This is a genomic window from Enterobacter sp. JBIWA003 (genome assembly GCF_019968825.1).
Taxonomy (GTDB): Bacteria; Pseudomonadota; Gammaproteobacteria; order Enterobacterales; family Enterobacteriaceae; genus Enterobacter; species Enterobacter quasiroggenkampii.
Genome location: NZ_CP074172.1, coordinates 67,023 through 85,997, shown reverse-complemented (window position 1 = coordinate 85,997; position 18,975 = coordinate 67,023). Strand labels below are relative to the sequence as shown.

Sequence of the window (18,975 nt, the reverse complement as noted above, 5' to 3'; positions counted from 1 at the left end):
GGAAAGTTGACTTATGGAATACTCAACAATCTCTGAAGCTTTAATTGGTGGTCTTGCTGGCGGCACCATCGCAGCCGGATTTATCTGGCTCTTATTCAGACCAGGAAAACTTGAATGGCTTTGGTTAACCTGTGTTGTCCTTGCTTCACTTTTCACGTTTTTCTTTGGTACCTCTTTACCAAACCCATTTACAATGTGGCAGTAGGCATATTCCCAGTACCGTTGGACACTCCGGTAATTACGTCCAGTTCTGCTGGCTGCGCGGGATCTTGCTTTGTATAATTTTTAATCTAAACATACATCCAGCAGGTGAATCATGTTCAATAATGATTTTCTGTTTTATGCACCTATCTGTATAGGTGTAGGCATAGTTGCCTATTTTCTATTTCTTAAAAACAGCTAAGGCCGCGCCAGCGGCCTTTATTACGCCTCTCGTTTAATTTCCCGCGCCGTTAGACATACAGGTCATTTTGTCCACCTGCATAGTAAATAGCAAAAAGACTTGTTAGTAGGTCTTTTTAGGTGTATTTTAGAGACTAGTTAAACGGTCTCAAAAGGTAATCTATGCCCAACATCATTCTCAGTGACACAAGTGCCAGTGTCAGCGAACTCAAGAAAAACCCTATGGCAACGGTCAGCGCTGGTGATGGCTACCCGGTTGCTATTCTGAACCGCAACCAGCCAGCTTTTTACTGTGTTCCGGCAGAGCTGTACGAGAAGATGCTCGATGCCCTCGACGATCAGGAACTGGTTAAACTTGTCGCAGAACGCAGCAGCCAGACGCTTCACGACGTGGATCTGGATAGCTACCTATGACTTATACAGTCAAATTCAGGGACGATGCATTGAAAGAATGGCAAAAGCTGGACAAGCCCATTCAGCAGCAGTTTGCAAAAAAGCTGAAGAAGTGCAGTGAAAATCCGCATATCCCTTCAGCAAAACTGCGCGGGATAAAGGACTGCTACAAAATCAAACTTCGAGCGTCTGGCTTTCGTCTGGTCTATCAGGTGATTGACGATCAATTAATTATCGCTGTTGTAGCTGTAGGAAAACGTGAACGCAGTGAAGTTTATAATCTTGCCAGTGAACGAATGAGGTAATTTTTCGACATGGAAGAGTGTATTTTTGATTTAGGGTTAATAAGCTATAACCCCTCTATTACATGGCCTGTACCAATTGCATTTTTTTTCTTATCGTTGGTAGTTGGTATATTATTCAATGTTGGTAAGAAAAAGAATCTAGTCGTGTTTATCTTAGCTATATTGCTCCCTGTTGCGACAGTTTTAATTTTTATGTTATTGGGTGGTAAGATTAGTATGTGCTGATGGGGGCCAGACTGACAGCACGGGATATAGCCTAAGTTGGACATTCTGCAAATTCCGTCCAGTTCTACTGGCGGGGCGTGATCTGGCCTGTTATTCTTGGGTATACACATCTTCCTGTGAAGGTATTCATATGGCTGATTATCCTTATGATGCGCCAGTTACGTTGACAACCAACCCTGTTGAGGGTGAGGTTTCTCAGGCACTTGCACTGTATAAAATCGCGTTAATCAATGCTTCCTACCGTAATTTCTGGCATCGCCTGTCCTGTAAAATGGGGGATAAAGAGGCGCTGGAGCATGAGCAGCGGCTTGTTGCACAAGAGCTACAGTGCCGAAATACGGTTAATCAGTCTGCGGAACACCGGGAAATGCTGGAATCCCTGATTAGCCGCCAGTCAGAAGAAAACCGACTGAGGGATCAGTTCACTCGGTTGCTGAACCGTTCATAATCAATCATCAGGCCGCGCAAGCGGCCTTTTTTACGCCTCCCGTTTATATCCTTTCGACGCTGGACATAAAGGTTATTTTGTCCACCTGCATAATAAATGGTAAAAAGACTTGTTAACAGGTCTTTGCATGTGTATTTTAGAGACTGGTTAAAGGGTCTCAAAAGGTGGTATATGCCCAACATCATTCTCAGTGACACAAGCGCCAGTGTCAGCGAACTTAAGAAAAACCCAATGGCGACTGTCAGCTCCGGTGATGGCTACCCGGTTGCTATTCTTAACCGCAACCAGCCCGCCTTTTACTGTGTTCCGGCAAAGCTATACGAGAAAATGCTCGATGCCCTGGACGATCAGGAACTGGTTAAGCTTGTCGCCGAACGCAGCAACCAGCAGCTGCATGACGTGGACCTGGATAGTTATTTATGACGTATAAGGTCAAATTCAGGGATGATGCGCTGAAAGAGTGGCTGAAGCTGGATACAGTCATTCAACAGCAATTTGCGAAAAAGCTAAAGAAGTGCAGTGAAAATCCGCATATCCCTTCAGCAAAACTTCGCGGGATAAAGGACTGCTACAAAATCAAACTTCGAGCGTCTGGCTTTCGTCTGGTCTATCAGGTGATTAACGATCAATTAATTATCGCTGTTGTAGCTGTAGGAAAACGTGAACGCAGTGACGTTTATAATCTTGCCAGTGAACGAATGAGGTAATTTTTCGACATGGAAGAGTGTATTTTTGATTTAGGGTTAATAAGTTATAACCCCTCTATTACATGGCCTGTACCAATTGCATTTTTTTTCTTATCGTTGGTAGTTGGTATATTATTCAATGTTGGTAAGAAAAAGAATCTAGTCGTGTTTATCTTAGCTATATTGCTCCCTGTAGCGACAGTTTTAATTTTTATGTTATTGGGTGGGAAGATTAGTATATGCTGATGGGGGCCAGACTGACAGCACGGGATTTAGCCTGAGTTCGACATTCGGGTTGTTACTTCCTGTTCTGCTGGCAGCGCAGGGTCTGGTCTGTTATCGTGTTTTGAAATCGCAATCAAAGGAGGATGCATGGATTCCAGCATTATTTTTTCTTTTGGAGTGGCAATTGTTATTGTTGTGGGCGCTATTACAAATGTACTTTATGCTTATAAGAGAACGAACTCTTTTTTTCTGATTGTTTTTGGAGGTATCATTACCGCTATTTCTGCATTTGTGCTGCTTTCATACTTAGGTATCACAAATGACTGGATAGTTTCAATCAGTGGAGTGCTTGCGGCCTTTTTATATACGATTTGTGTGTTAATGTTAAATGGAACAATTAATAATATATTTTCAGACCTCAAGATTTCTCGCGATATTGATGCTGCTTTGCAAAAACCAATTTCCCGCAATAAGGCCGCTTGAGCGGCCTTTTTTACACCTCTCGTTTAATTCGCCTCACGGTTAGACATACAGCGCTTTCTGCCCAGCATTATATTTGCCATCTTATTCCACTCGTCGCGGCCCTTCTGCAATGCACGAAAAATGCTTTCTAACCTGGACATTTCGGCACTATCGGAAAAATTGTCTACAAAATGTTTCTGGTGATCGTATTTATTTTTGTTGACCTGTTTCCGAAACCGTGAGTCTGTTCAGAGCTTGCATCTGAGCAGGCGAGGGGTTGGACAAGCCCGCCGGGCGCGTCATCATGTCACATTTGGGTATGCTCTATATATACCATCCGAAAAATTACCCACGAATGTTATTGTTACCACATAAGTGATACCATTATTGGCAATACCACTTAAATGTTACCATAAGGGCAAAAAATGTTCGTTTTTGGTTACCTCCGGGCATCCACTTCAGAGCAGGATGCCAGTCGTGCAAAAAATGCACTGAAGGCGTTTGCAAACCAGCATGGTAATCGTATCGCTGGCTGGTATATCGATAATGTCTCAGGTACGACAATGAACCGCCCTGAACTGATCAGACTTCTTGGCGATGCGGAACCAGGTGATGTCATTCTCATTGAACAGGTCGACAGGCTTACTCGACTTGATGATGCAGGCTGGGAGACACTAAGAAAGCAAATTACCGACAAGCAGCTGGCCATCGTCAGTCTTGATCTACCGACCAGCCATCTGGCGCTATCCAGCACAGTAAGTGATGACTTTACCCGAAGCATGCTGAAGGCCGTAAATGGCATGATGCTGGATATGCTCGCCGCCATTGCCCGAAAAGATTACGAAGACCGTCGACGTCGTCAGTCAGAGGGAATAAGTAAGGCGAAAGCCGAAGGAAAATACCGGGGTAGGGTGGCCGATGCACAGAAACATGAACTGATACGCACTCTGCGCCTGGTCAACGGAAAATCTTTGCGCGAAACAGCTCGCCTGGCTGGCGTATCAAAGATGACAGTAATCAGGGTCTGTAACGGCAATCATAAGCAGGATACTGATTGACGATACTTATTCACGTTAGGTTCAGAACAAACAATTAAGCTTATGGAGCGAATATGGCTGAAAGAATATCTCAAAGAGAACAGGAGTTGTTGGAAGTATTCCTTTGTACTGTTCTGGATGATTTCAGTAAAGGCAGTATAACCCGCCATTAGGCTGTCAGCGGTATCGCGACATTATATACAGCTGCCGCAGAAGGACGGAGAGAAGATTTAAGGTATTGCTCAATATGTAGCAACTCTATTAGGATGCTCGTATAATAAGCGCTATTCATATCATGGACATATCATCGTGGCTTCAGCAGATTCAGGGATGGATGAGCAAGTAGTACCCATCACGTCTTCATTCATCGATACTATATTTCAGGAAACATGGCTTCTCGCCCTGGCTATTAGGAATATTCCCGGTGTCGTTGTTGATAAAGCGCTTTATCAGCATTGCGAAAGCATGATTGAACAAGTTCAAGAAGCTCTCAATAAAGCTGGCGCTACCAGCCATCTTTCCGATGAAATTAAGTTCGCACACTGCGTTTTTTTGGATGAAGCAGTGATGACTCAGCCCGATACCGATGTGTCTGTCTGGTATTCAGAGACGCCGTTACAGGGTCGTTTCCTGTGGAGTCTTCAGGGCGGTGAACACTTCTACGAGAATATTAAAAAATTGCTGAGAGAGCCTGCTCCCTCCGAAGCCATGCTTACTTGTTACCACCGCATGCTGACGCTGGGCTACCAGGGCAAATTTTACCGGGATGGTGGCGAACAGAACGAAGAACGGCAATCGCTACTTAAGCAGCTGAGCGAGCTGCTACCCACAGCCAAAGGCAAAATCAACACGCCGATCTTTATTCGCAACCGTCGCCCGGACATTCGATTCTGGCGACGTTCGCCGTGGGTAATGCGCTTTCTGGGATTGCTGCTGATTGTCGCCGCATCCTGCGCGATGAGTGTTCATCTGCACTATTTGCTCGGACAGTGGTTCACGCTGAGCTGATAACAACTGACCAGGGAGAAAGCAGGTCATGAGCGAAAACACGTTTACCCTTCCGGGGAGCAGTATTCCGGTCTACAACCACTACCAGCTGAAAGTGCCGGAGCTGCAAAAACAACGTCCGGACATTCAACTGTCGGTGCTGCGTTTCAGCGGTGAAGAAGCCCTGAATACCCCGTGGCGCTACTCGATTGAGCTGACCAGTGCGACTCCCGATATTCCCGCTGATGTGCTGATCAACACCACGGCACAGCTTCTGTTTTACCCGGACGGTAAGCCCTGGCAGGCCGTGAGTCCTCGCGTCATGCGCGGTGTCATCACGTCTTTCCAGCAGTGCGAGCGCTCTTCCGATACCACCCGCTATGTGGTGGTGCTGGAAGCCAGCCTGGCGTTGCTGCGTAACAGCCTGACTTATGCGGTGTACCAGAATAAAAGTGTCATTGGGGTCGTCGAAGATATCCTGAAGCGCTGGGCGTTCTCCAGTCTCGATTATCGCTATCAGCTGAATACACAATACCCGGTGCGGGAGTTCTTTATCTCTTATGCCGAGAGCGATCTGGCCTTTATTCAGCGTCATCTGGCCCGTGTTGGCGTGTTCTACTACTTTGCATGGGATGATGAAAATCACCGTGATGTTCTGGTGCTGGGTGATTCCGGGTACGCCTTCACGGATGGCCCTAAAATTGCCTTCCGTCATCCTTCAGGCCTGTTTGATGGCGGTCTGGAATCACTGTGGGATGTGACGGTCAATCGCCATTCGGTTGCCGGGCAGACGCGGGTGAACGATGAATATTACCGCGAAGCCCAGAGTGATATGCAGGCGCTGCTGGAAACCGATCTGGATAAGCCAGCGCTTACCGGTGAAGAATACCGCTACGGAGAGCATTACAAAGAGCAGGGCAGGCAGGCTGCAGAACAGCCGGAGCAGGGTCGCTGGTTCGTTAAGCGTCGTCGTGAACGACTGGTCACAGAACAGGTTGTCTTTGACGGTAAATCGAACGGCATGGATATCCGACCGGGGATGATTATCCATCCACAGGGTAAGAGCTGGGAGGATGCTCCGAACGGGTTGTTAGTGGTATCGACCTCATCCCAGCGCGTTTCCCGCGATACGGCCTACATCATCAGCTTTACTGCCGTTCCTAATCGCCAGCACCTCTCGTATCGTCCTCCGTTGCTGGCCCGGCCACACATCGCCGGTACGCTGCTCGCCAGGGTGACAAGCCCGGTAGAAAATGCGCAGTATGCCGAGCTGGATGAATTCGGGCGCTACCGGGTGCGATTCCAGTTTGACCTCAACACCACCTGGCAGGCCGGTTTTGAAAGCCTACCTGTGCGCCTGGCGAAACCTTACGCCGGGAACGTTTACGGCTGGCATTTCCCGCTTATTGCCGGAACAGAGGTGATGATTGCCTTCACTAACGGCGACCCTGACCGGCCGTACATCCTCTGCGCCATGCATGATTCCCGGCATGAAGATCACGTCAATCTCTATAACTATCAGCGTAACGTGTTACGAACTCCGGCGAACAACAAACTGAGATTTGAGGACCGGCGCGGGGCAGAGCACGTTAAAATTTCGACAGAATATGGCGGCAAGAGCCAGCTGACGCTCGGCCATATCGTTGACAGCTCGCGTAACAAACGCGGTGAGGGTTTTGAGCTGCGTACCGACAGCACCGGCACACTCCGCGCCGGTAAAGGGCTTTTTCTGACCGCAGATGCGCAGGCCACGGCCACCGGTCAGGTGCTGGATATGTCTCCGGCAATCAGCCTGGTCAAAGGGGCCATCAGCCAGATGGCCGACTGGCACACAATCACGCAGTCACATCACAACCTTCAGCCGGATGCCACACATCTGAAGGCTTATCTTGCTGCCGTCGATCAACTGAAGTCTCCGGCCATGCTGCTGAGCGCCCCGCAGGGCATTGGCGTGGTCAGCCCGGAAACCGTGCTGGTTAACAGCGGCCAGACGCTGCACCTGCAAAGCCAGGGTGAAGCCAGTATTGCCAGCGGAGAGCGAATTTCCCTGAACGCCAGCCAGACCATTTCACTGCTCGCACAGCAGGAAGGGATGCGCATGGTGTCCGGCAAAGGACCGCTGACCATCGAATCTCATGGCGACCTGATGGGGCTGACGGCCCTGAAGGATGTCACCGTGCAGTCCACGCAGGGGGTTCTGCATCTTTCCGCAAAAAACGGCATTGTGCTTGGCTGTGGCGGCGGGTCGATTCGCATTACCCCGCAGGGCGCGATAGAAATCCATAGCCCAGGGAAACTGAGCCTGAAAGGCCAGCACGTCTGGGATGCGCCAGCCAGCGTTGAAACACAGCTGCCGGAACTGCCGAAGTCGGTGTGTAAGGACTGCCTGAAGAAAGCGCAGGAAGCCGCTGCTGCATTTGCGCCGCGAGGATAAGGACATCTGATGACAACAACACCGCCGATAACGCTCAAAAAGCACATGCTCTGGATGCAGCAGGCTGAATCCCTCTGTTCAGCTGCCGGGCTGGAGTACATCGATGTTCTGGTAGACCAGGCCGGAACCGACCAGCCGCTGCAAAATGCCCTGCGCCAGTTATCGCCAGAGGTGCTCTGGTTTGAGCTGTTCGAGGGAACCCCGGAAGGGGGAACGCTGGAGTATTCCCCGGTCGTCATGCGTCTGCATTTTGCTGTGACGAGTCACCGGATGTGGCTGGAACAGCTGCTGGAATACTTTTCGGACTCGCCGCGCCTGACGCTGCTTATCTCCCCTCTGGCCTTTGATTTGCTGTGCCGCCACTTGCAGGCCTTGTCGCAGGTGCAGTGGGAGGAACAAACCGGTCTGCTGCGGTACTACGATAACCGCGTATTACCATCTCTGCTTGCTCACGTCCTCACCGCAGAGCAACAGGCCGCATTTACGGATATCGCGCTGTTCTGGGGCTGGAGAGACAGAGACGGCGAGATTGTCTGGAAGTCAGGCAGTTTCTTACCGACGCGCACGCTGGCCGATGACCCGGAACTGAGCCGGGTTGACGATGCTCAGGTTGGCCTGATGGGATGCATCGGTGATGCCGAAACGCTGATGAAAGAGAAAAGCGTCTGCAATATCAGCCGGGAAAGCCATTTTGCGCACTGCCTGGATATCGCCTTCAAAGCGAACGAGGCTGGGTATTTCGGTGCATTGCAGGATTTTGAGGGATAACGCAATGAGGCAGACTCACAGTGTCCTCCTGATCAACAGCATGCTTATGGCCGCGCTGCTGAGTGCCGGATGTTCACCGTCAGCACGTTCGCCATCAAGCGCGGCGAACATCAGTGGCATCAACCATGTTGCGGGGCAGACCGTGAACTCGTTTACGGTCAACGGCTACGGCGGTTCGCTCAATGGCAATAGCTGCTGCATCATGCTGCCCGATAAATGGCTGGCTGGGTTAAAAGCCAATATCCAATGGGAAGTCGATCCTCAGACTGTCGGAAATCCGCCAAGCTATTCAGATATGGATAAATTTTTAGCGTGGGAAAAAGCTCTCAAAGCGAGCTTTCAACAGCACTCTACGGTCGTCGAAATTCCAAAATATGACCAGGCATGCGGCCTCACAGTTCACTTCTTGCCATGTAATCGGGTCAAAGTGACCACCTCTTGCTACGGCTATGGTGCGCCTGAATATCCTGTAAAGGAGCCGCTTAACATGAAGGAGCCTGCGTTATGTCCAGTGAATTAGGTCTGTTTCTGTGTTTATCAGGACAACAAATAGATAAGGAAGGATATCCGGGATGAAAATAAATCGCATGCTGAAGGTGTGTTTCACTTTCCTGATGGTTTTGGTTGCAGGATGCGCTAAGGCGACTGACTCGGCATCCAGTGCAGCCAACATCAGTGGTATCAATCATGTTGCGGGGCAGGCCGTTAATTCATTCTCGGTCAACGGATATGGCGGTTCGCTCACTGGTAACAGTTGCTGCATCATGCTGCCCGACAAATGGCGACCTGGATTAAAAGCAAACATTAAATGGGAGTCAGATCCTAATGCGAATGAGCCAATTCCCATGAAGAAAAAGGGATTTGGCTACGATGAAGATGCATATGCAAAACATGCTGAAAAGTATCAGCAGCATTCCGCAGTCGTTGATATTCCAAAATATGATCAAGCGTGTGGCCTGACAGTTCACTTCTTGCCTTGTGATCAAGTCAAAGTGACCACCTCTTGCTACGGCTATGGTGCGCCTGAATATCCGGTGAAGGAGCCACTCAATATGAAGGAGCCAGCATCATGTCCGGCTTAAAATATGCTTTTTTGCTGTTGATATTGTTTGTTTCTGGTTGCTCACATGCCAGTGATGAGGGGTATACCTCGGGAGATTTACGAGCAGTCAATCATATTGATGGCATTGGAATCAATGGCTTTTCTGTGAATGGGTATCATGTTCCAGGTTTGGGTGGTGGTTACTGTTGTATTCAACTTCCGGAAAAATGGAAGCCAGGCTTGAAAGCCCATATCGAGTGGGAAGTTGACCCTCATACGGCCCCATTGCCTCCTGGTTATCAAGATTGGGAGAAATATCAAGCATGGGAAAAAATACTGAAAAGTAGTTTTCAAACACATAGCACAACGGTTGATATCCCTCAATATGGCAAAGAGCGCTGCGGTTTAACCGTCCACTTTTTGCCCTGTAACCAGGTGAAAGTGACAACGGTTTGCTCAGGATACGGTACGCCGAATTATCCGATTAAAGAGCCTCTGAATATGAAGGAGTCTGCGTCATGTCCGGCTTAAAATATGCTTTTTTGCTGTTGATATTGTTTGTTTCTGGTTGCTCACATGCCAGTGATGAGGGGTATACCTCGGGAGATTTACGAGCAGTCAATCATATTGATGGCATTGGAATCAATGGCTTTTCTGTGAATGGGTATCATGTTCCAGGTTTGGGTGGTGGTTACTGTTGTATTCAACTTCCGGAAAAATGGAAGCCAGGATTAAAAGCCCATATCGAGTGGGAAGTTGACCCGAACCCATTAGAGAAAATACCCATGAAGAAAAAAGGATTTGGGTACGAAGAAGAAGCTTATGCCCGACATAAAGCCAAATACCAACAGCACAGCGCTATTGTTGATATCCCCCAATACGGCAAAGAGCGTTGCGGTTTAACAGTGCACTTTCTGCCCTGTAACCAGGTGAAAGTGACAACGGTTTGTTCAGGATATGGTACGCCGAATTATCCGATTAAAGAGCCTCTGAATATGAAGGAGCCTGCGTCATGTCCGGCTTAAAATATGCTTTTTTGCTGTTGATATTGTTTGTTTCTGGTTGCTCACATGCCAGTGATGAGGGTTATACCGCTGGCGACTTACGCGGTTTTAACCACATGGCTGATAGCGGTGTTAACTCATTTTCAGTCAATGGTTACGGCGGAACACTGACGGGGAATTCGTGTTGTATCATGCTTCCAGATGAATGGAAACCGGGATTGAAAGCCCATATTGAGTGGGAAGTTGACCCGAACCCAAATGTCATTTTGCCTCCATTAGGCACTGATGAGTTCCGTAAAGCATATGCGCTCCATAAAGCTAAATATCAACAGCACAGCGCTATTGTTGATATCCCCCAATACGGCAAAGAGCGTTGCGGTTTAACAGTGCACTTTCTGCCCTGTAACCAGGTGAAAGTGACAACGGTTTGCTCAGGATACGGTACGCCGAATTATCCGATCAAAGAGCCTCTTAATATGAAGGAGCCTGCATCATGTCCGGCTTAAAATATGCTTTTTTGCTGTTGATATTGTTTGTTTCTGGTTGCTCACATGCCAGTGATGAGGGGTATACCTCGGGAGATTTACGAGCAGTCAATCATATTGATGGCATTGGAATCAATGGCTTTTCTGTGAATGGGTATCATGTTCCAGGTTTGGGTGGTGGTTACTGCTGTATTCAACTTCCGGAAAAATGGAAGCCAGGATTAAAAGCCCATATTGAGTGGGAAGTTGACCCGAACCCAAATGTCATTTTGCCTCCATTAGGCACTGATGAGTTCCGTAAAGCATATGCGCTCCATAAAGCTAAATATCAACAGCACAGCGCTATTGTTGATATCCCCCAATACGGCAAAGAGCGCTGCGGTTTAACAGTGCACTTTCTGCCCTGTAACCAGGTGAAAGTTACAACGGTTTGCTCAGGATATGGTACGGCGAATTATCCGATTAAAGAGCCTCTGAAGATGAAGGAGCCAGCATCATGTCCGGTTTAAAATATTCTTTTCTGCTTTTAATGCTTATTGTTTCTGGTTGTTCACGTGCTGGAGATGAGAGTTATACTTCCGGTGATATTGGTGGAATTAATCATACTTCAGCAGTAATTAACTACGTCAAAGTAAACGGTTACGGTGGTCCCAACATAAGCCCATTTGGTGATGGGGGGGGGTACTGCTGCGTTCAGCTTCCAGAGAAATGGAAACCGGGATTGAAAGCCCATATTGAGTGGGAAGTTGACCCGAACCCAAATGTCATTTTGCCTCCATTAGGCACTGATGAGTTCCGTAAAGCATATGCGCTCCATAAAGCTAAATATCAACAGCACAGCGCTATTGTTGATATCCCCCAATACGGCAAAGAGCGTTGCGGTTTAACAGTGCACTTTCTGCCCTGTAACCAGGTGAAAGTGACAACGGTTTGTTCAGGATACGGTACGCCAAATTATCCGATCAAAGAGCCTCTGAATATGAAGGAGCCTGCATCATGTCCAGTGAAGTGAGTTTAGCGAACCCCTGCTGGGCACCGCCGTTATTTCCTGAAGGCGGGCGTTTACCGTTGAGTGAGCAGCAGGTTAATGCCAATTATAAAAAGCAAATACAGGAAGAACTGGATTATAAAACCCGCTTAGGGGAGAACACGGGGCGGAGAGCGGGTTTTACCTGCTGTCGTAGTCTGCATATTAGCCTGTTTTTTGATGGTACGGGTAATAACGAGCATAACGACACCAATAGCACTCCGGCGCATCCCACCAATATCGCAAAACTCTACCATGCAACCTATCAGGATGCAGAAAGAGATGGCTATTTTCGCTACTATATTCCGGGTGTAGGCACTCCGTTCCCTAAAATTGGTGAAATAGATTACAGCGGTGATGGCCTGGCCTTTGCCACAGGTGGGGAAGACCGTATTAACTGGGCACTGTTAAGACTGGTTGATGCGTTAAGCTATGCAATCACCAAAGGCGCAAAGCGCCTTGACGATGGTGTAGCCAAAGGGCTGCTGCCGGGTATGCGTGCACACGCGCCGTTCTCCGGGGAGGTGAACCGCCGCAACGCCATTAATCCACTGTTGAAAACGCTGGAAGCTCAGGCTAAAGAGAGCCAGCAACCTCATCTGCTGGGCGTTAAGCTGTTTATCTATGGTTTTTCACGCGGCGCGGCGGAAGCCCGAACCTTTATTAACTGGCTGACGCAGCTCCCTGCTCCAGATAAAGCAGTCGGAAACCAGCCCATCACGCTGGCCGGGTTGCCGGTCAGCATCGAGTTTGTCGGTTTACTGGATACAGTCGCGTCAGTCGGTGCTGCGCATGTCCTGCCTGGTGCAGCCGGACATATGGGCTGGGCCGATAATACCCAGCAACTGCCCGATGAGGGAAAATTCCCTGGCCTGATCAAATGCTGTCGCCACTTCGTTTCTGCGCATGAACAACGCCTGTGCTTCCCGCTGGATTCTATTCGGCGGCCAGATGGCAGCTACCCGCAAAATACGCAGGAAGTTATCTACCCAGGAATGCACTCTGATGTTGGCGGTGGTTATCCTCCCCGCGATCAAGGCAAATCCTGTGGCGGTACAGGAGAAGTGCTATCCCAGGTTGTTCTTCACGATATGTATGCAGCGGCATTTGATGCCGGTGCGCCATTAGCGGTTCTACCTAAAAGTATCACTGCGCTTATAAAAGACATTTCACCGTCGCGAACAATGTCGCCTGAATCACAAGGAGAGTTCGACTTCAGTAAAACACTGGTCAAACGCTTCAACATTTGGCGACAAACCCTGCTGAATACCACCCTTCAGGGCACTGAAGAGACCTCTGATGATAAAGGCGGGTATCGCCCTTATCAGCTTTCCCAGACGCTTGAAAGTGCCGTCACCGAGCAGATTGGCTGGATCACCGCCTGGCGTATTGGCCGTTATGCGCACGGCAGTATGCTGCCTCAGGGGCCAATGTTTGCCAACAGCTTCTTCAATCAGGCTCCGCAGTTAAAACCTGATGAGCTGGAAAAAGAAGCAGAAGATCATAAAGCAGCAGTAAGAGTGCTCAACGCCCGCCGTGCCGAAGCAAAAAAAGCACGAAAACCGCTGGATGAGAGCTTGCAGGGTAAGCCCGACCTTGACCCGACCAATGCGCAGTACCAGTTACGCGAAGCCGCCCGTGAGTTCCAGCATGACTACAAAGAATGGGTGCGGGACATCAATGGGCAAAGCGTCTGGGATAAACCCATCCAGATTGTGCTGGACGTCATTCCTAAACATGCTGTTTTCCTGATTAATGGCGATGATGAAGCCGCTGAATATGAGGAAATGAAAGCAGACGGCAACCGGTTATACCCGCAGTTGTTCATCGATTCGCTGGGAACCGGAATCCGTACCCAGCCCCGCGCCGAATTACTGGCCCTCTACGACGAGCAGATCCATGACTCCCGCGCCTGGTTTATGCAAAGCACCCTGGGTGGCCGTGAACCCTGGGGCGGCTACTTCCGCTATCGCATGATCTACTGTGGCAACAAGGCCAATAAAAAACTGCAACTGATCTCCGTGGAGGGCAAAGTCGTTGGCGCACAGCCAACCTCTAACCGGGTTGTGTATCTGGTTGAGCCAAAGTCAGCCTACAAAGGTGAAGCTCAAAAGGTGACGGATCTGGCTACAGGCTCGACGCAGACCCTGAGCGCCGGTGCGCAGTCGGCAGCAGGGTATGAACCCGGCAGCGTTGCGTCACAGACCCGCTCAGACACCATTAATGAACAGCACCAGGCGATGATGAATTCCTCCATCGATATGCTGAAAGCGTCGGGGGTGAAAGTCCTGTGAGCCTGAAAAAGCTGATCCGCGTGGGAGATACCCTGAAGGAATATGGCGGCGAAGTGCTGAGCGGCAGCTATGAGGCCTTCGGTAAGCCGGTGGCCTGCGTGGGGGATAAAGCCCGGTGCAATAAACACGGCATGACCACCATTGCCCAGGGCGCACCAGGCAGCACGGTTAACGGTAAGGCCGTCTCGCTCGACGGCCATAAATGCACCTGTGGCTGTACGCTGGTCAGTTCACTCAGCACGATGGATGTTCACGGATGATCTTCCCGCCGCGTTACCCTGAGTATGCCGAACCTCATCCCGCGCGATGGCGGCGATGGTGGATTGCACTGCCGGTGATTTTGTTTCTGGCGGCACTGGCAACAATGCTGTTGTGGCCGGAAGGCAAACCCACCCGAACGCTGTCCTTCTGGTTCTGGAGTGTAATGTGTCCGTTGATTGTCTGGCTTGTCGCCGTCGCGCTGCGCTGGCTGGTCTGGCTTCAGTCTGTTTCGAACAGTGAGACGCATCGGGAGGAAATTGCGTCCTCTGTCCGGGCCTGGTGGCGACACCGTTCGCGAATGCTGCCCGTGGAAGCCGTGATGCTGGTTACGCCAGTGGGCGATAAAGAGGCTGACCATCAGGCGCTGTTGTCGCCGCCGTTTCCTGTTGTTCCGGTCACGGTCGATGATCCGCAGGGCAATGTGCTGCTGCATTGCCCGAAAGTGCTGGGGCTGGGAGGCCGGGAAAGTCGGGCTGTGTTGCTGGCTCGCTGGCTGGCCCGTCTGGTGCTGACCCGTTTGCGCGAAACCAGTGAAAACCGACCGGTACAGGTGTTTTGCTGGCTGGGCGATGAACAGAGCCTGAGTGCGTTCAGCCTGGTGCTGGAATCCGATGGCATTCGCCTGCCGGAAGATGTGCTTCAGCTGCAAAGCGCTGCCGAACTGGACAGGGTTATTGATGCCATGCCCGACGATGAACAAACCCTGCTGCTGTGCGCGGGGTTTGGTGAGGCAAAACCATCACCGGAATACACCGCTTCAGAAGCTGGTTTTGCCTGGCTGTGTGGACACCAGGCTGAAGCCCTGATGACGCGCAGCGAAATACTCCAGTCTGACGCGGGGGAAACCGCCGCGCAGCTGACGGAGCAGCTTAGCCGGTATGCCGGTCTGCGCGGCGTGCCAGAGGGCATGCTGGCCGCCGATTCATCCTCGATGGATGCGCTTTTGCCGTCCGGCTGGTCAGCCGTCGATTACGTTCTGATGCCGTGGCTGGGTAACGCCGGGCCGGTTACGCCTTTTGTCATGCAGTCTCTGGCCGTGCTGTCAGCCCTTCAGGGGCAGTCCTGCGGCTGGACAGCGACATTGAAGGAATCTCAATTTACTACAGGAGTTTGCGTTCCCCGTGGAAACCTTCCGCACTGAAACCCGTCACTCATTATTCTGGCTGGTCACTGGCTACGTCATCGCGATCACCCTGCTGGTTCTGCTTGGGGCGCTGCTTTATTACTTCGCGGGAAGCAGCCTGGACCTGCCGGAACTGTTGCCGGGGCAGATTGCCTTCCGGGCCACGATGGTCTGGCTGGTACTCATCTGGTTCTGTGCGCCGTTCATTCTGTGCTGGAAAGCGCTGGTTAAGCTCAGGGCGCGAGAGGCAACCGGTGTTACCGGGAATAAGAAACAACGTCCACCTGAAAACCAGCTGGTGAAAGATATTTCCACCCAGTTGAGCTTCCAGTACGGCAGGCGCTGGCGCAGCAAGGTGCGCATTATGCTGGTTGTCGGGGAAGAAAACGAAGTGGAGCAGGCCATTCCGGGGCTGACGACGCAGCACTGGCTTGAAGGGCATGGCGCACTGCTGCTGTGGCACGGTAGCCCGGTGCAGGAACCGGATGCCTCACAGCTGAAAGCCCTGCGCAAAATCCGCCGCCGTCTGGCCGATGCGTTTATCTGGGTCGTGAATGAACAGACCGTTCTTTCGCACGACACTCTTGATACCGTTGCCCGTCAGCTGCAAAAACAGTATCACCTGCTGGGCTGGGAAGTGCCGCTGTGGCTGTGGGAAACCCACGCGCCAGCCTGGGAACAATCAGGGCTTCCGTTGCAGGGAACCGGCTTCCTGTCAGCGCCGGGCGATGAAGCCGATGATTTTCGTCATTCCCTGAACCAGCTTGAAGCGGCCCTGGTACAGCAGGGGATGCAGCAGACGCTCAATGACCGCAGGCATACGTTCCTGTTGCAGCTGGCCCACAGCCTGCGTGATGGCGGTACAGAACGCCTGACGCACACGCTTTCACAGCTGGCAGAAGGCGCGCGTTCTCTGCCGCTGGGCGGGATGGTCTTCAGCCCGGTCATCACTTCGGGCGCAGCCTCCTTACGGCATGCCTGGCAACCGGGTAAAGCCTGGCTGGATTTACTCGCGCAGCGCTGGCGAAAACCGGTAGCAAACGGCGTGTCGTGGCGCAAATCCTTACTGCTGGCCTGCACCTGTCTGCTGGCGTTCTGGCTGGCGGCAACGGTCTTTTCCTGGGCAGCGAACCTGCGTCTGATGCAGGCCGATCAGCAGCTTGCGCAGAGTGCCATCGATACGCGCCAGACAATGCCGAAACGACTGATGGCACTTTATCAGCTGCAACATGAAATTGAACGTCTGCAACACCGCAAGCTTTACGGTGCGCCGTGGTATATGCGCATGGGCCTCAGTCGTAACGATGACGTACTGGACGCGCTCTGGCCGTACTGGCAGCAGGCGGCGATGCCATTGTTGCGGGATGCGTCAGCACAGCACCTGTCCTCACTGATGAACAGCTGGCGCAATCTGCCGCCAGACGACCCGCAGCGAGCCACGCAGTCGAAAGTGATGTATGACCAGCTTCGGGCGTACCTGATGCTTTCCCGCCCGGATAAAGCTGACCCGGCTTTCTTCAGCACGACGACCATGCAGTTCTGGCCGCAGCGCGAGGGTGTGCAGGATGGCACATGGCGAGCGGTTGGTAACAGCATGCTGGCGTTTATGATGCAGAACCTTCCTACGCACATGGAATGGCGAACCATCCCGGATATGCGTCTGGTCAGCGGTATGCGCTCAGCCCTGCTTCGCCAGATAGGGGCCAGCAATGCGGAATCCACGCGCTATCAAAAGATGCTTGAACAGGTATCCCGTGATTATGCGGATATGACGCTGAGTGCAATGGTTAATGGTACGGACAGCAGCCAGCTGTTCAGTACCGACGTGAGTGTACCGGGCGTATTCACGCGTAAGGCCTGGGAAGAAGAAGTGCAGCCTGCCATCGAGAAGCTGGCAAAATCGCGCCGGGAAGAAATTGACTGGGTCCTCAGCGATGCACAGCATTCCAGTGACACCGCCGATACGGTTTCCCCGGATACGCTGAAAGCCCGGCTGACGGCGCGATACTTCTCTGATTATTCCGGGGCGTGGCTTAAGTTCCTCAACAGCCTGCAATGGCATCAGGCCGGAAGCCTGTCTGAGTCAATTGATCAACTGACGCTGCTGGCGGATGTGCGGCAGTCACCGCTGATTGCGCTGATAAACACCCTGAACGTGCAGGGCCGTGCCGGGCAGACCGGGGGCGACCTGACCGACTCGCTGGTGAGTTCAGCAAAAAACCTGATCCACAGCGACAAGGCGAAAGAGGCCATTCAGCAGGCCGGGAATGAGGCGCACGGGCCGCTGGATGCGACCTTTGGCCCGTTACTGTCGCTGACGGGCGGGAACGACTCACAGAACAGCCTGAGCCTGCAAACCTTCCTGACCCGCATCACCCGTGTTCGCCTGCGCCTTCAGCAGGTGACGAATGCGCCCGATCCGCAGGCGATGATGCAGTCACTGGCGCTGACCGTGTTTCAGGGCAAGGCGGTCGATCTCACTGACACCCGTGACTACGGCAGTCTGATCGCCGCGAGTCTTGGTCAGGAGTGGAGCGGCTTCGGCCAGACTGTTTTTGTGCAGCCGATGATTCAGGCCTGGGAGCAGGTGCTTTCCCCAACCTCAGCGAGCCTCAACAGCCAGTGGCAAAGCGATATCGTGACCCCGTGGAACGCGTCGTTCGCAGACCGTTATCCGTTTACTGACCGCCAGAGCGAGGCTTCACTGCCTGAGCTGGCGCAGTTTATGCGCTCTGACACCGGCCGTATTGCGCAGTTTATCCAGACCCGTCTGGGTGGCCTGCTGCGACTTGAAGGTGATAAGTGGGTGCCGGATGCGATGAACAGTCAGGGGCTGACCTTTAACCCGGCGTTTCTTGACGCGCTAAACCGCCTGACCCGCGTGGCAAATGTGGCCTTTGCTCATGGCGACGTGGAGCTGCATTTCCAGCTGATGGCGAAGCCTTCCCGCGATGTGGTGGAATCCGACCTGACGCTGGACAGACAGAAACTCCAGTATTTCAACCAGGAAGAAAGCTGGCAGACCCTGACCTGGCCGGATAATCGCTGGCAACCCCAGACCACGCTGACCTGGCGTACCGTGAAAACCGGCGCGCGTCTCTATTCCGATGAGCCGGGAAGCTGGGGCTTTATCCGCCTGTTGGATAAAGCACTGGTGACGGATTTGGGTGACAACCTCTATCGTGTGGCCTGGATCACCCCGGACGGCGTGGCGCTGAATTACCAGATGCGCACGGAGCTGGGGAAAGGGCCGCTGTCGCTGCTCGATCTGCGCGGGTTTGTGCTGCCATCACAGATTTTCTCGTCCGGTGGTGCGGTTGATGCAGGAGGTGAACAATGAAAAAACAATTTAAGAATTTCTTATCTG

22 protein-coding genes are annotated in these 18,975 nt (G+C 51.7%); all 22 read left to right on the top strand.

What is annotated here, in order from left to right; translation table 11 throughout:
- Positions 1 to 13: 13 nt before the first annotated feature.
- The 22 genes from KGP25_RS26035 to KGP25_RS25930 all read left to right on the top strand — a co-directional run bounded on the left by KGP25_RS26035 (position 14) and on the right by KGP25_RS25930 (position 18,948).
- Positions 14 to 205 (top strand): hypothetical protein, encoded by a 192-nt coding sequence (locus tag KGP25_RS26035; protein WP_176454398.1) that lies wholly within the window; start codon positions 14 to 16, stop codon positions 203 to 205.
- Between the two features lie 359 nt (positions 206 to 564).
- Positions 565 to 816: a type II toxin-antitoxin system Phd/YefM family antitoxin gene (locus tag KGP25_RS26030; protein WP_172686957.1), complete on the top strand. Its 252-nt coding sequence runs from the start codon at positions 565 to 567 to the stop codon at positions 814 to 816.
- A complete protein-coding gene (locus tag KGP25_RS26025; RefSeq protein ID WP_223540737.1) occupies positions 813 to 1,100 on the top strand; it encodes a type II toxin-antitoxin system RelE/ParE family toxin in 288 nt (95 codons plus the stop codon). Before KGP25_RS26030 ends, KGP25_RS26025 begins: the two co-directional genes overlap by 4 nt.
- Before the next feature lie 355 nt (positions 1,101 to 1,455).
- Positions 1,456 to 1,773, top strand: coding sequence for a hypothetical protein (locus KGP25_RS26020; RefSeq protein WP_223540736.1), 318 nt, complete (start codon positions 1,456 to 1,458; stop codon positions 1,771 to 1,773).
- 171 nt (positions 1,774 to 1,944) lie between these two features.
- Positions 1,945 to 2,196, top strand: a complete 252-nt coding sequence (locus KGP25_RS26015) for a type II toxin-antitoxin system Phd/YefM family antitoxin (RefSeq protein WP_223540735.1) — start codon at positions 1,945 to 1,947, stop codon at positions 2,194 to 2,196.
- Positions 2,193 to 2,480: a type II toxin-antitoxin system RelE/ParE family toxin gene (locus KGP25_RS26010; protein WP_223540734.1), complete on the top strand. Its 288-nt coding sequence runs from the start codon at positions 2,193 to 2,195 to the stop codon at positions 2,478 to 2,480. Before KGP25_RS26015 ends, KGP25_RS26010 begins: the two co-directional genes overlap by 4 nt.
- A 351-nt stretch (positions 2,481 to 2,831) precedes the next feature.
- Entirely contained in the window at positions 2,832 to 3,167 is a 336-nt protein-coding gene (locus KGP25_RS26005; protein ID WP_223540733.1) for a hypothetical protein, read from the top strand.
- Positions 3,168 to 3,571: 404 nt separating this feature from the next.
- Positions 3,572 to 4,204: a recombinase family protein gene (locus KGP25_RS26000; RefSeq protein WP_223540732.1), complete on the top strand. Its 633-nt coding sequence runs from the start codon at positions 3,572 to 3,574 to the stop codon at positions 4,202 to 4,204.
- A 288-nt stretch (positions 4,205 to 4,492) separates the two neighbouring features.
- Entirely contained in the window at positions 4,493 to 5,191 is a 699-nt protein-coding gene (tssL, locus tag KGP25_RS25995; protein WP_223540731.1) for a type VI secretion system protein TssL, short form, read from the top strand.
- 28 nt (positions 5,192 to 5,219) lie between these two features.
- Positions 5,220 to 7,604, top strand: a complete 2,385-nt coding sequence (gene vgrG / locus KGP25_RS25990; RefSeq protein ID WP_223540730.1) for a type VI secretion system Vgr family protein — start codon at positions 5,220 to 5,222, stop codon at positions 7,602 to 7,604.
- 9 nt (positions 7,605 to 7,613) lie between these two features.
- Complete coding sequence (locus tag KGP25_RS25985) at positions 7,614 to 8,372, top strand: DUF4123 domain-containing protein (RefSeq protein ID WP_223540729.1); 759 nt, start codon at positions 7,614 to 7,616, stop codon at positions 8,370 to 8,372.
- Positions 8,373 to 8,418: 46 nt separating this feature from the next.
- Positions 8,419 to 8,892, top strand: coding sequence for a DUF3304 domain-containing protein (locus tag KGP25_RS25980; protein ID WP_223540728.1), 474 nt, complete (start codon positions 8,419 to 8,421; stop codon positions 8,890 to 8,892).
- A 52-nt stretch (positions 8,893 to 8,944) separates the two neighbouring features.
- The gene (locus KGP25_RS25975; protein WP_223540727.1) at positions 8,945 to 9,454 is read left to right on the top strand and encodes a DUF3304 domain-containing protein; all 510 of its coding nucleotides are present in this window, start codon (positions 8,945 to 8,947) and stop codon (positions 9,452 to 9,454) included.
- A complete protein-coding gene (locus KGP25_RS25970) occupies positions 9,442 to 9,945 on the top strand; it encodes a DUF3304 domain-containing protein (RefSeq protein WP_223540726.1) in 504 nt (167 codons plus the stop codon). Before KGP25_RS25975 ends, KGP25_RS25970 begins: the two co-directional genes overlap by 13 nt.
- On the top strand, positions 9,933 to 10,439 hold the full coding sequence (locus tag KGP25_RS25965; RefSeq protein WP_223540725.1) for a DUF3304 domain-containing protein: 507 nt from the start codon (positions 9,933 to 9,935) through the stop codon (positions 10,437 to 10,439). Before KGP25_RS25970 ends, KGP25_RS25965 begins: the two co-directional genes overlap by 13 nt.
- Entirely contained in the window at positions 10,427 to 10,924 is a 498-nt protein-coding gene (locus KGP25_RS25960) for a DUF3304 domain-containing protein (RefSeq protein ID WP_223540724.1), read from the top strand. The genes KGP25_RS25965 and KGP25_RS25960 overlap by 13 nt, the downstream gene beginning before the upstream one ends.
- Positions 10,912 to 11,412 (top strand): DUF3304 domain-containing protein, encoded by a 501-nt coding sequence (locus KGP25_RS25955; protein ID WP_223540723.1) that lies wholly within the window; start codon positions 10,912 to 10,914, stop codon positions 11,410 to 11,412. Before KGP25_RS25960 ends, KGP25_RS25955 begins: the two co-directional genes overlap by 13 nt.
- A complete protein-coding gene (locus KGP25_RS25950) occupies positions 11,400 to 11,915 on the top strand; it encodes a DUF3304 domain-containing protein (RefSeq protein WP_223540722.1) in 516 nt (171 codons plus the stop codon). The genes KGP25_RS25955 and KGP25_RS25950 overlap by 13 nt, the downstream gene beginning before the upstream one ends.
- On the top strand, positions 11,900 to 14,224 hold the full coding sequence (locus KGP25_RS25945) for a DUF2235 domain-containing protein (protein WP_223540721.1): 2,325 nt from the start codon (positions 11,900 to 11,902) through the stop codon (positions 14,222 to 14,224). The genes KGP25_RS25950 and KGP25_RS25945 overlap by 16 nt, the downstream gene beginning before the upstream one ends.
- 2 nt (positions 14,225 to 14,226) lie before the next feature.
- Positions 14,227 to 14,484: a PAAR domain-containing protein gene (locus KGP25_RS25940; protein WP_223540773.1), complete on the top strand. Its 258-nt coding sequence runs from the start codon at positions 14,227 to 14,229 to the stop codon at positions 14,482 to 14,484.
- Positions 14,481 to 15,626, top strand: a complete 1,146-nt coding sequence (locus KGP25_RS25935) for a hypothetical protein (RefSeq protein ID WP_223540720.1) — start codon at positions 14,481 to 14,483, stop codon at positions 15,624 to 15,626. The genes KGP25_RS25940 and KGP25_RS25935 overlap by 4 nt, the downstream gene beginning before the upstream one ends.
- Entirely contained in the window at positions 15,607 to 18,948 is a 3,342-nt protein-coding gene (locus tag KGP25_RS25930) for an ImcF-related family protein (protein ID WP_223540719.1), read from the top strand. Before KGP25_RS25935 ends, KGP25_RS25930 begins: the two co-directional genes overlap by 20 nt.
- The last annotated feature ends 27 nt before the right edge of the window (positions 18,949 to 18,975 follow it).

Coding starts and splice junctions, on each gene's coding strand:
- KGP25_RS26035 (WP_176454398.1), top strand. CDS start 14: ATGGAATACTCAACAATCTCTGAAGCTTTAATTGGTGGTCTTGCTGGC.
- KGP25_RS26030 (WP_172686957.1), top strand. CDS start 565: ATGCCCAACATCATTCTCAGTGACACAAGTGCCAGTGTCAGCGAACTC.
- KGP25_RS26025 (WP_223540737.1), top strand. CDS start 813: ATGACTTATACAGTCAAATTCAGGGACGATGCATTGAAAGAATGGCAA.
- KGP25_RS26020 (WP_223540736.1), top strand. CDS start 1,456: ATGGCTGATTATCCTTATGATGCGCCAGTTACGTTGACAACCAACCCT.
- KGP25_RS26015 (WP_223540735.1), top strand. CDS start 1,945: ATGCCCAACATCATTCTCAGTGACACAAGCGCCAGTGTCAGCGAACTT.
- KGP25_RS26010 (WP_223540734.1), top strand. CDS start 2,193: ATGACGTATAAGGTCAAATTCAGGGATGATGCGCTGAAAGAGTGGCTG.
- KGP25_RS26005 (WP_223540733.1), top strand. CDS start 2,832: ATGGATTCCAGCATTATTTTTTCTTTTGGAGTGGCAATTGTTATTGTT.
- KGP25_RS26000 (WP_223540732.1), top strand. CDS start 3,572: ATGTTCGTTTTTGGTTACCTCCGGGCATCCACTTCAGAGCAGGATGCC.
- vgrG (WP_223540730.1), top strand. CDS start 5,220: ATGAGCGAAAACACGTTTACCCTTCCGGGGAGCAGTATTCCGGTCTAC.
- KGP25_RS25985 (WP_223540729.1), top strand. CDS start 7,614: ATGACAACAACACCGCCGATAACGCTCAAAAAGCACATGCTCTGGATG.
- KGP25_RS25980 (WP_223540728.1), top strand. CDS start 8,419: ATGGCCGCGCTGCTGAGTGCCGGATGTTCACCGTCAGCACGTTCGCCA.
- KGP25_RS25975 (WP_223540727.1), top strand. CDS start 8,945: ATGAAAATAAATCGCATGCTGAAGGTGTGTTTCACTTTCCTGATGGTT.
- KGP25_RS25970 (WP_223540726.1), top strand. CDS start 9,442: ATGTCCGGCTTAAAATATGCTTTTTTGCTGTTGATATTGTTTGTTTCT.
- KGP25_RS25965 (WP_223540725.1), top strand. CDS start 9,933: ATGTCCGGCTTAAAATATGCTTTTTTGCTGTTGATATTGTTTGTTTCT.
- KGP25_RS25960 (WP_223540724.1), top strand. CDS start 10,427: ATGTCCGGCTTAAAATATGCTTTTTTGCTGTTGATATTGTTTGTTTCT.
- KGP25_RS25955 (WP_223540723.1), top strand. CDS start 10,912: ATGTCCGGCTTAAAATATGCTTTTTTGCTGTTGATATTGTTTGTTTCT.
- KGP25_RS25950 (WP_223540722.1), top strand. CDS start 11,400: ATGTCCGGTTTAAAATATTCTTTTCTGCTTTTAATGCTTATTGTTTCT.
- KGP25_RS25945 (WP_223540721.1), top strand. CDS start 11,900: ATGTCCAGTGAAGTGAGTTTAGCGAACCCCTGCTGGGCACCGCCGTTA.
- KGP25_RS25935 (WP_223540720.1), top strand. CDS start 14,481: ATGATCTTCCCGCCGCGTTACCCTGAGTATGCCGAACCTCATCCCGCG.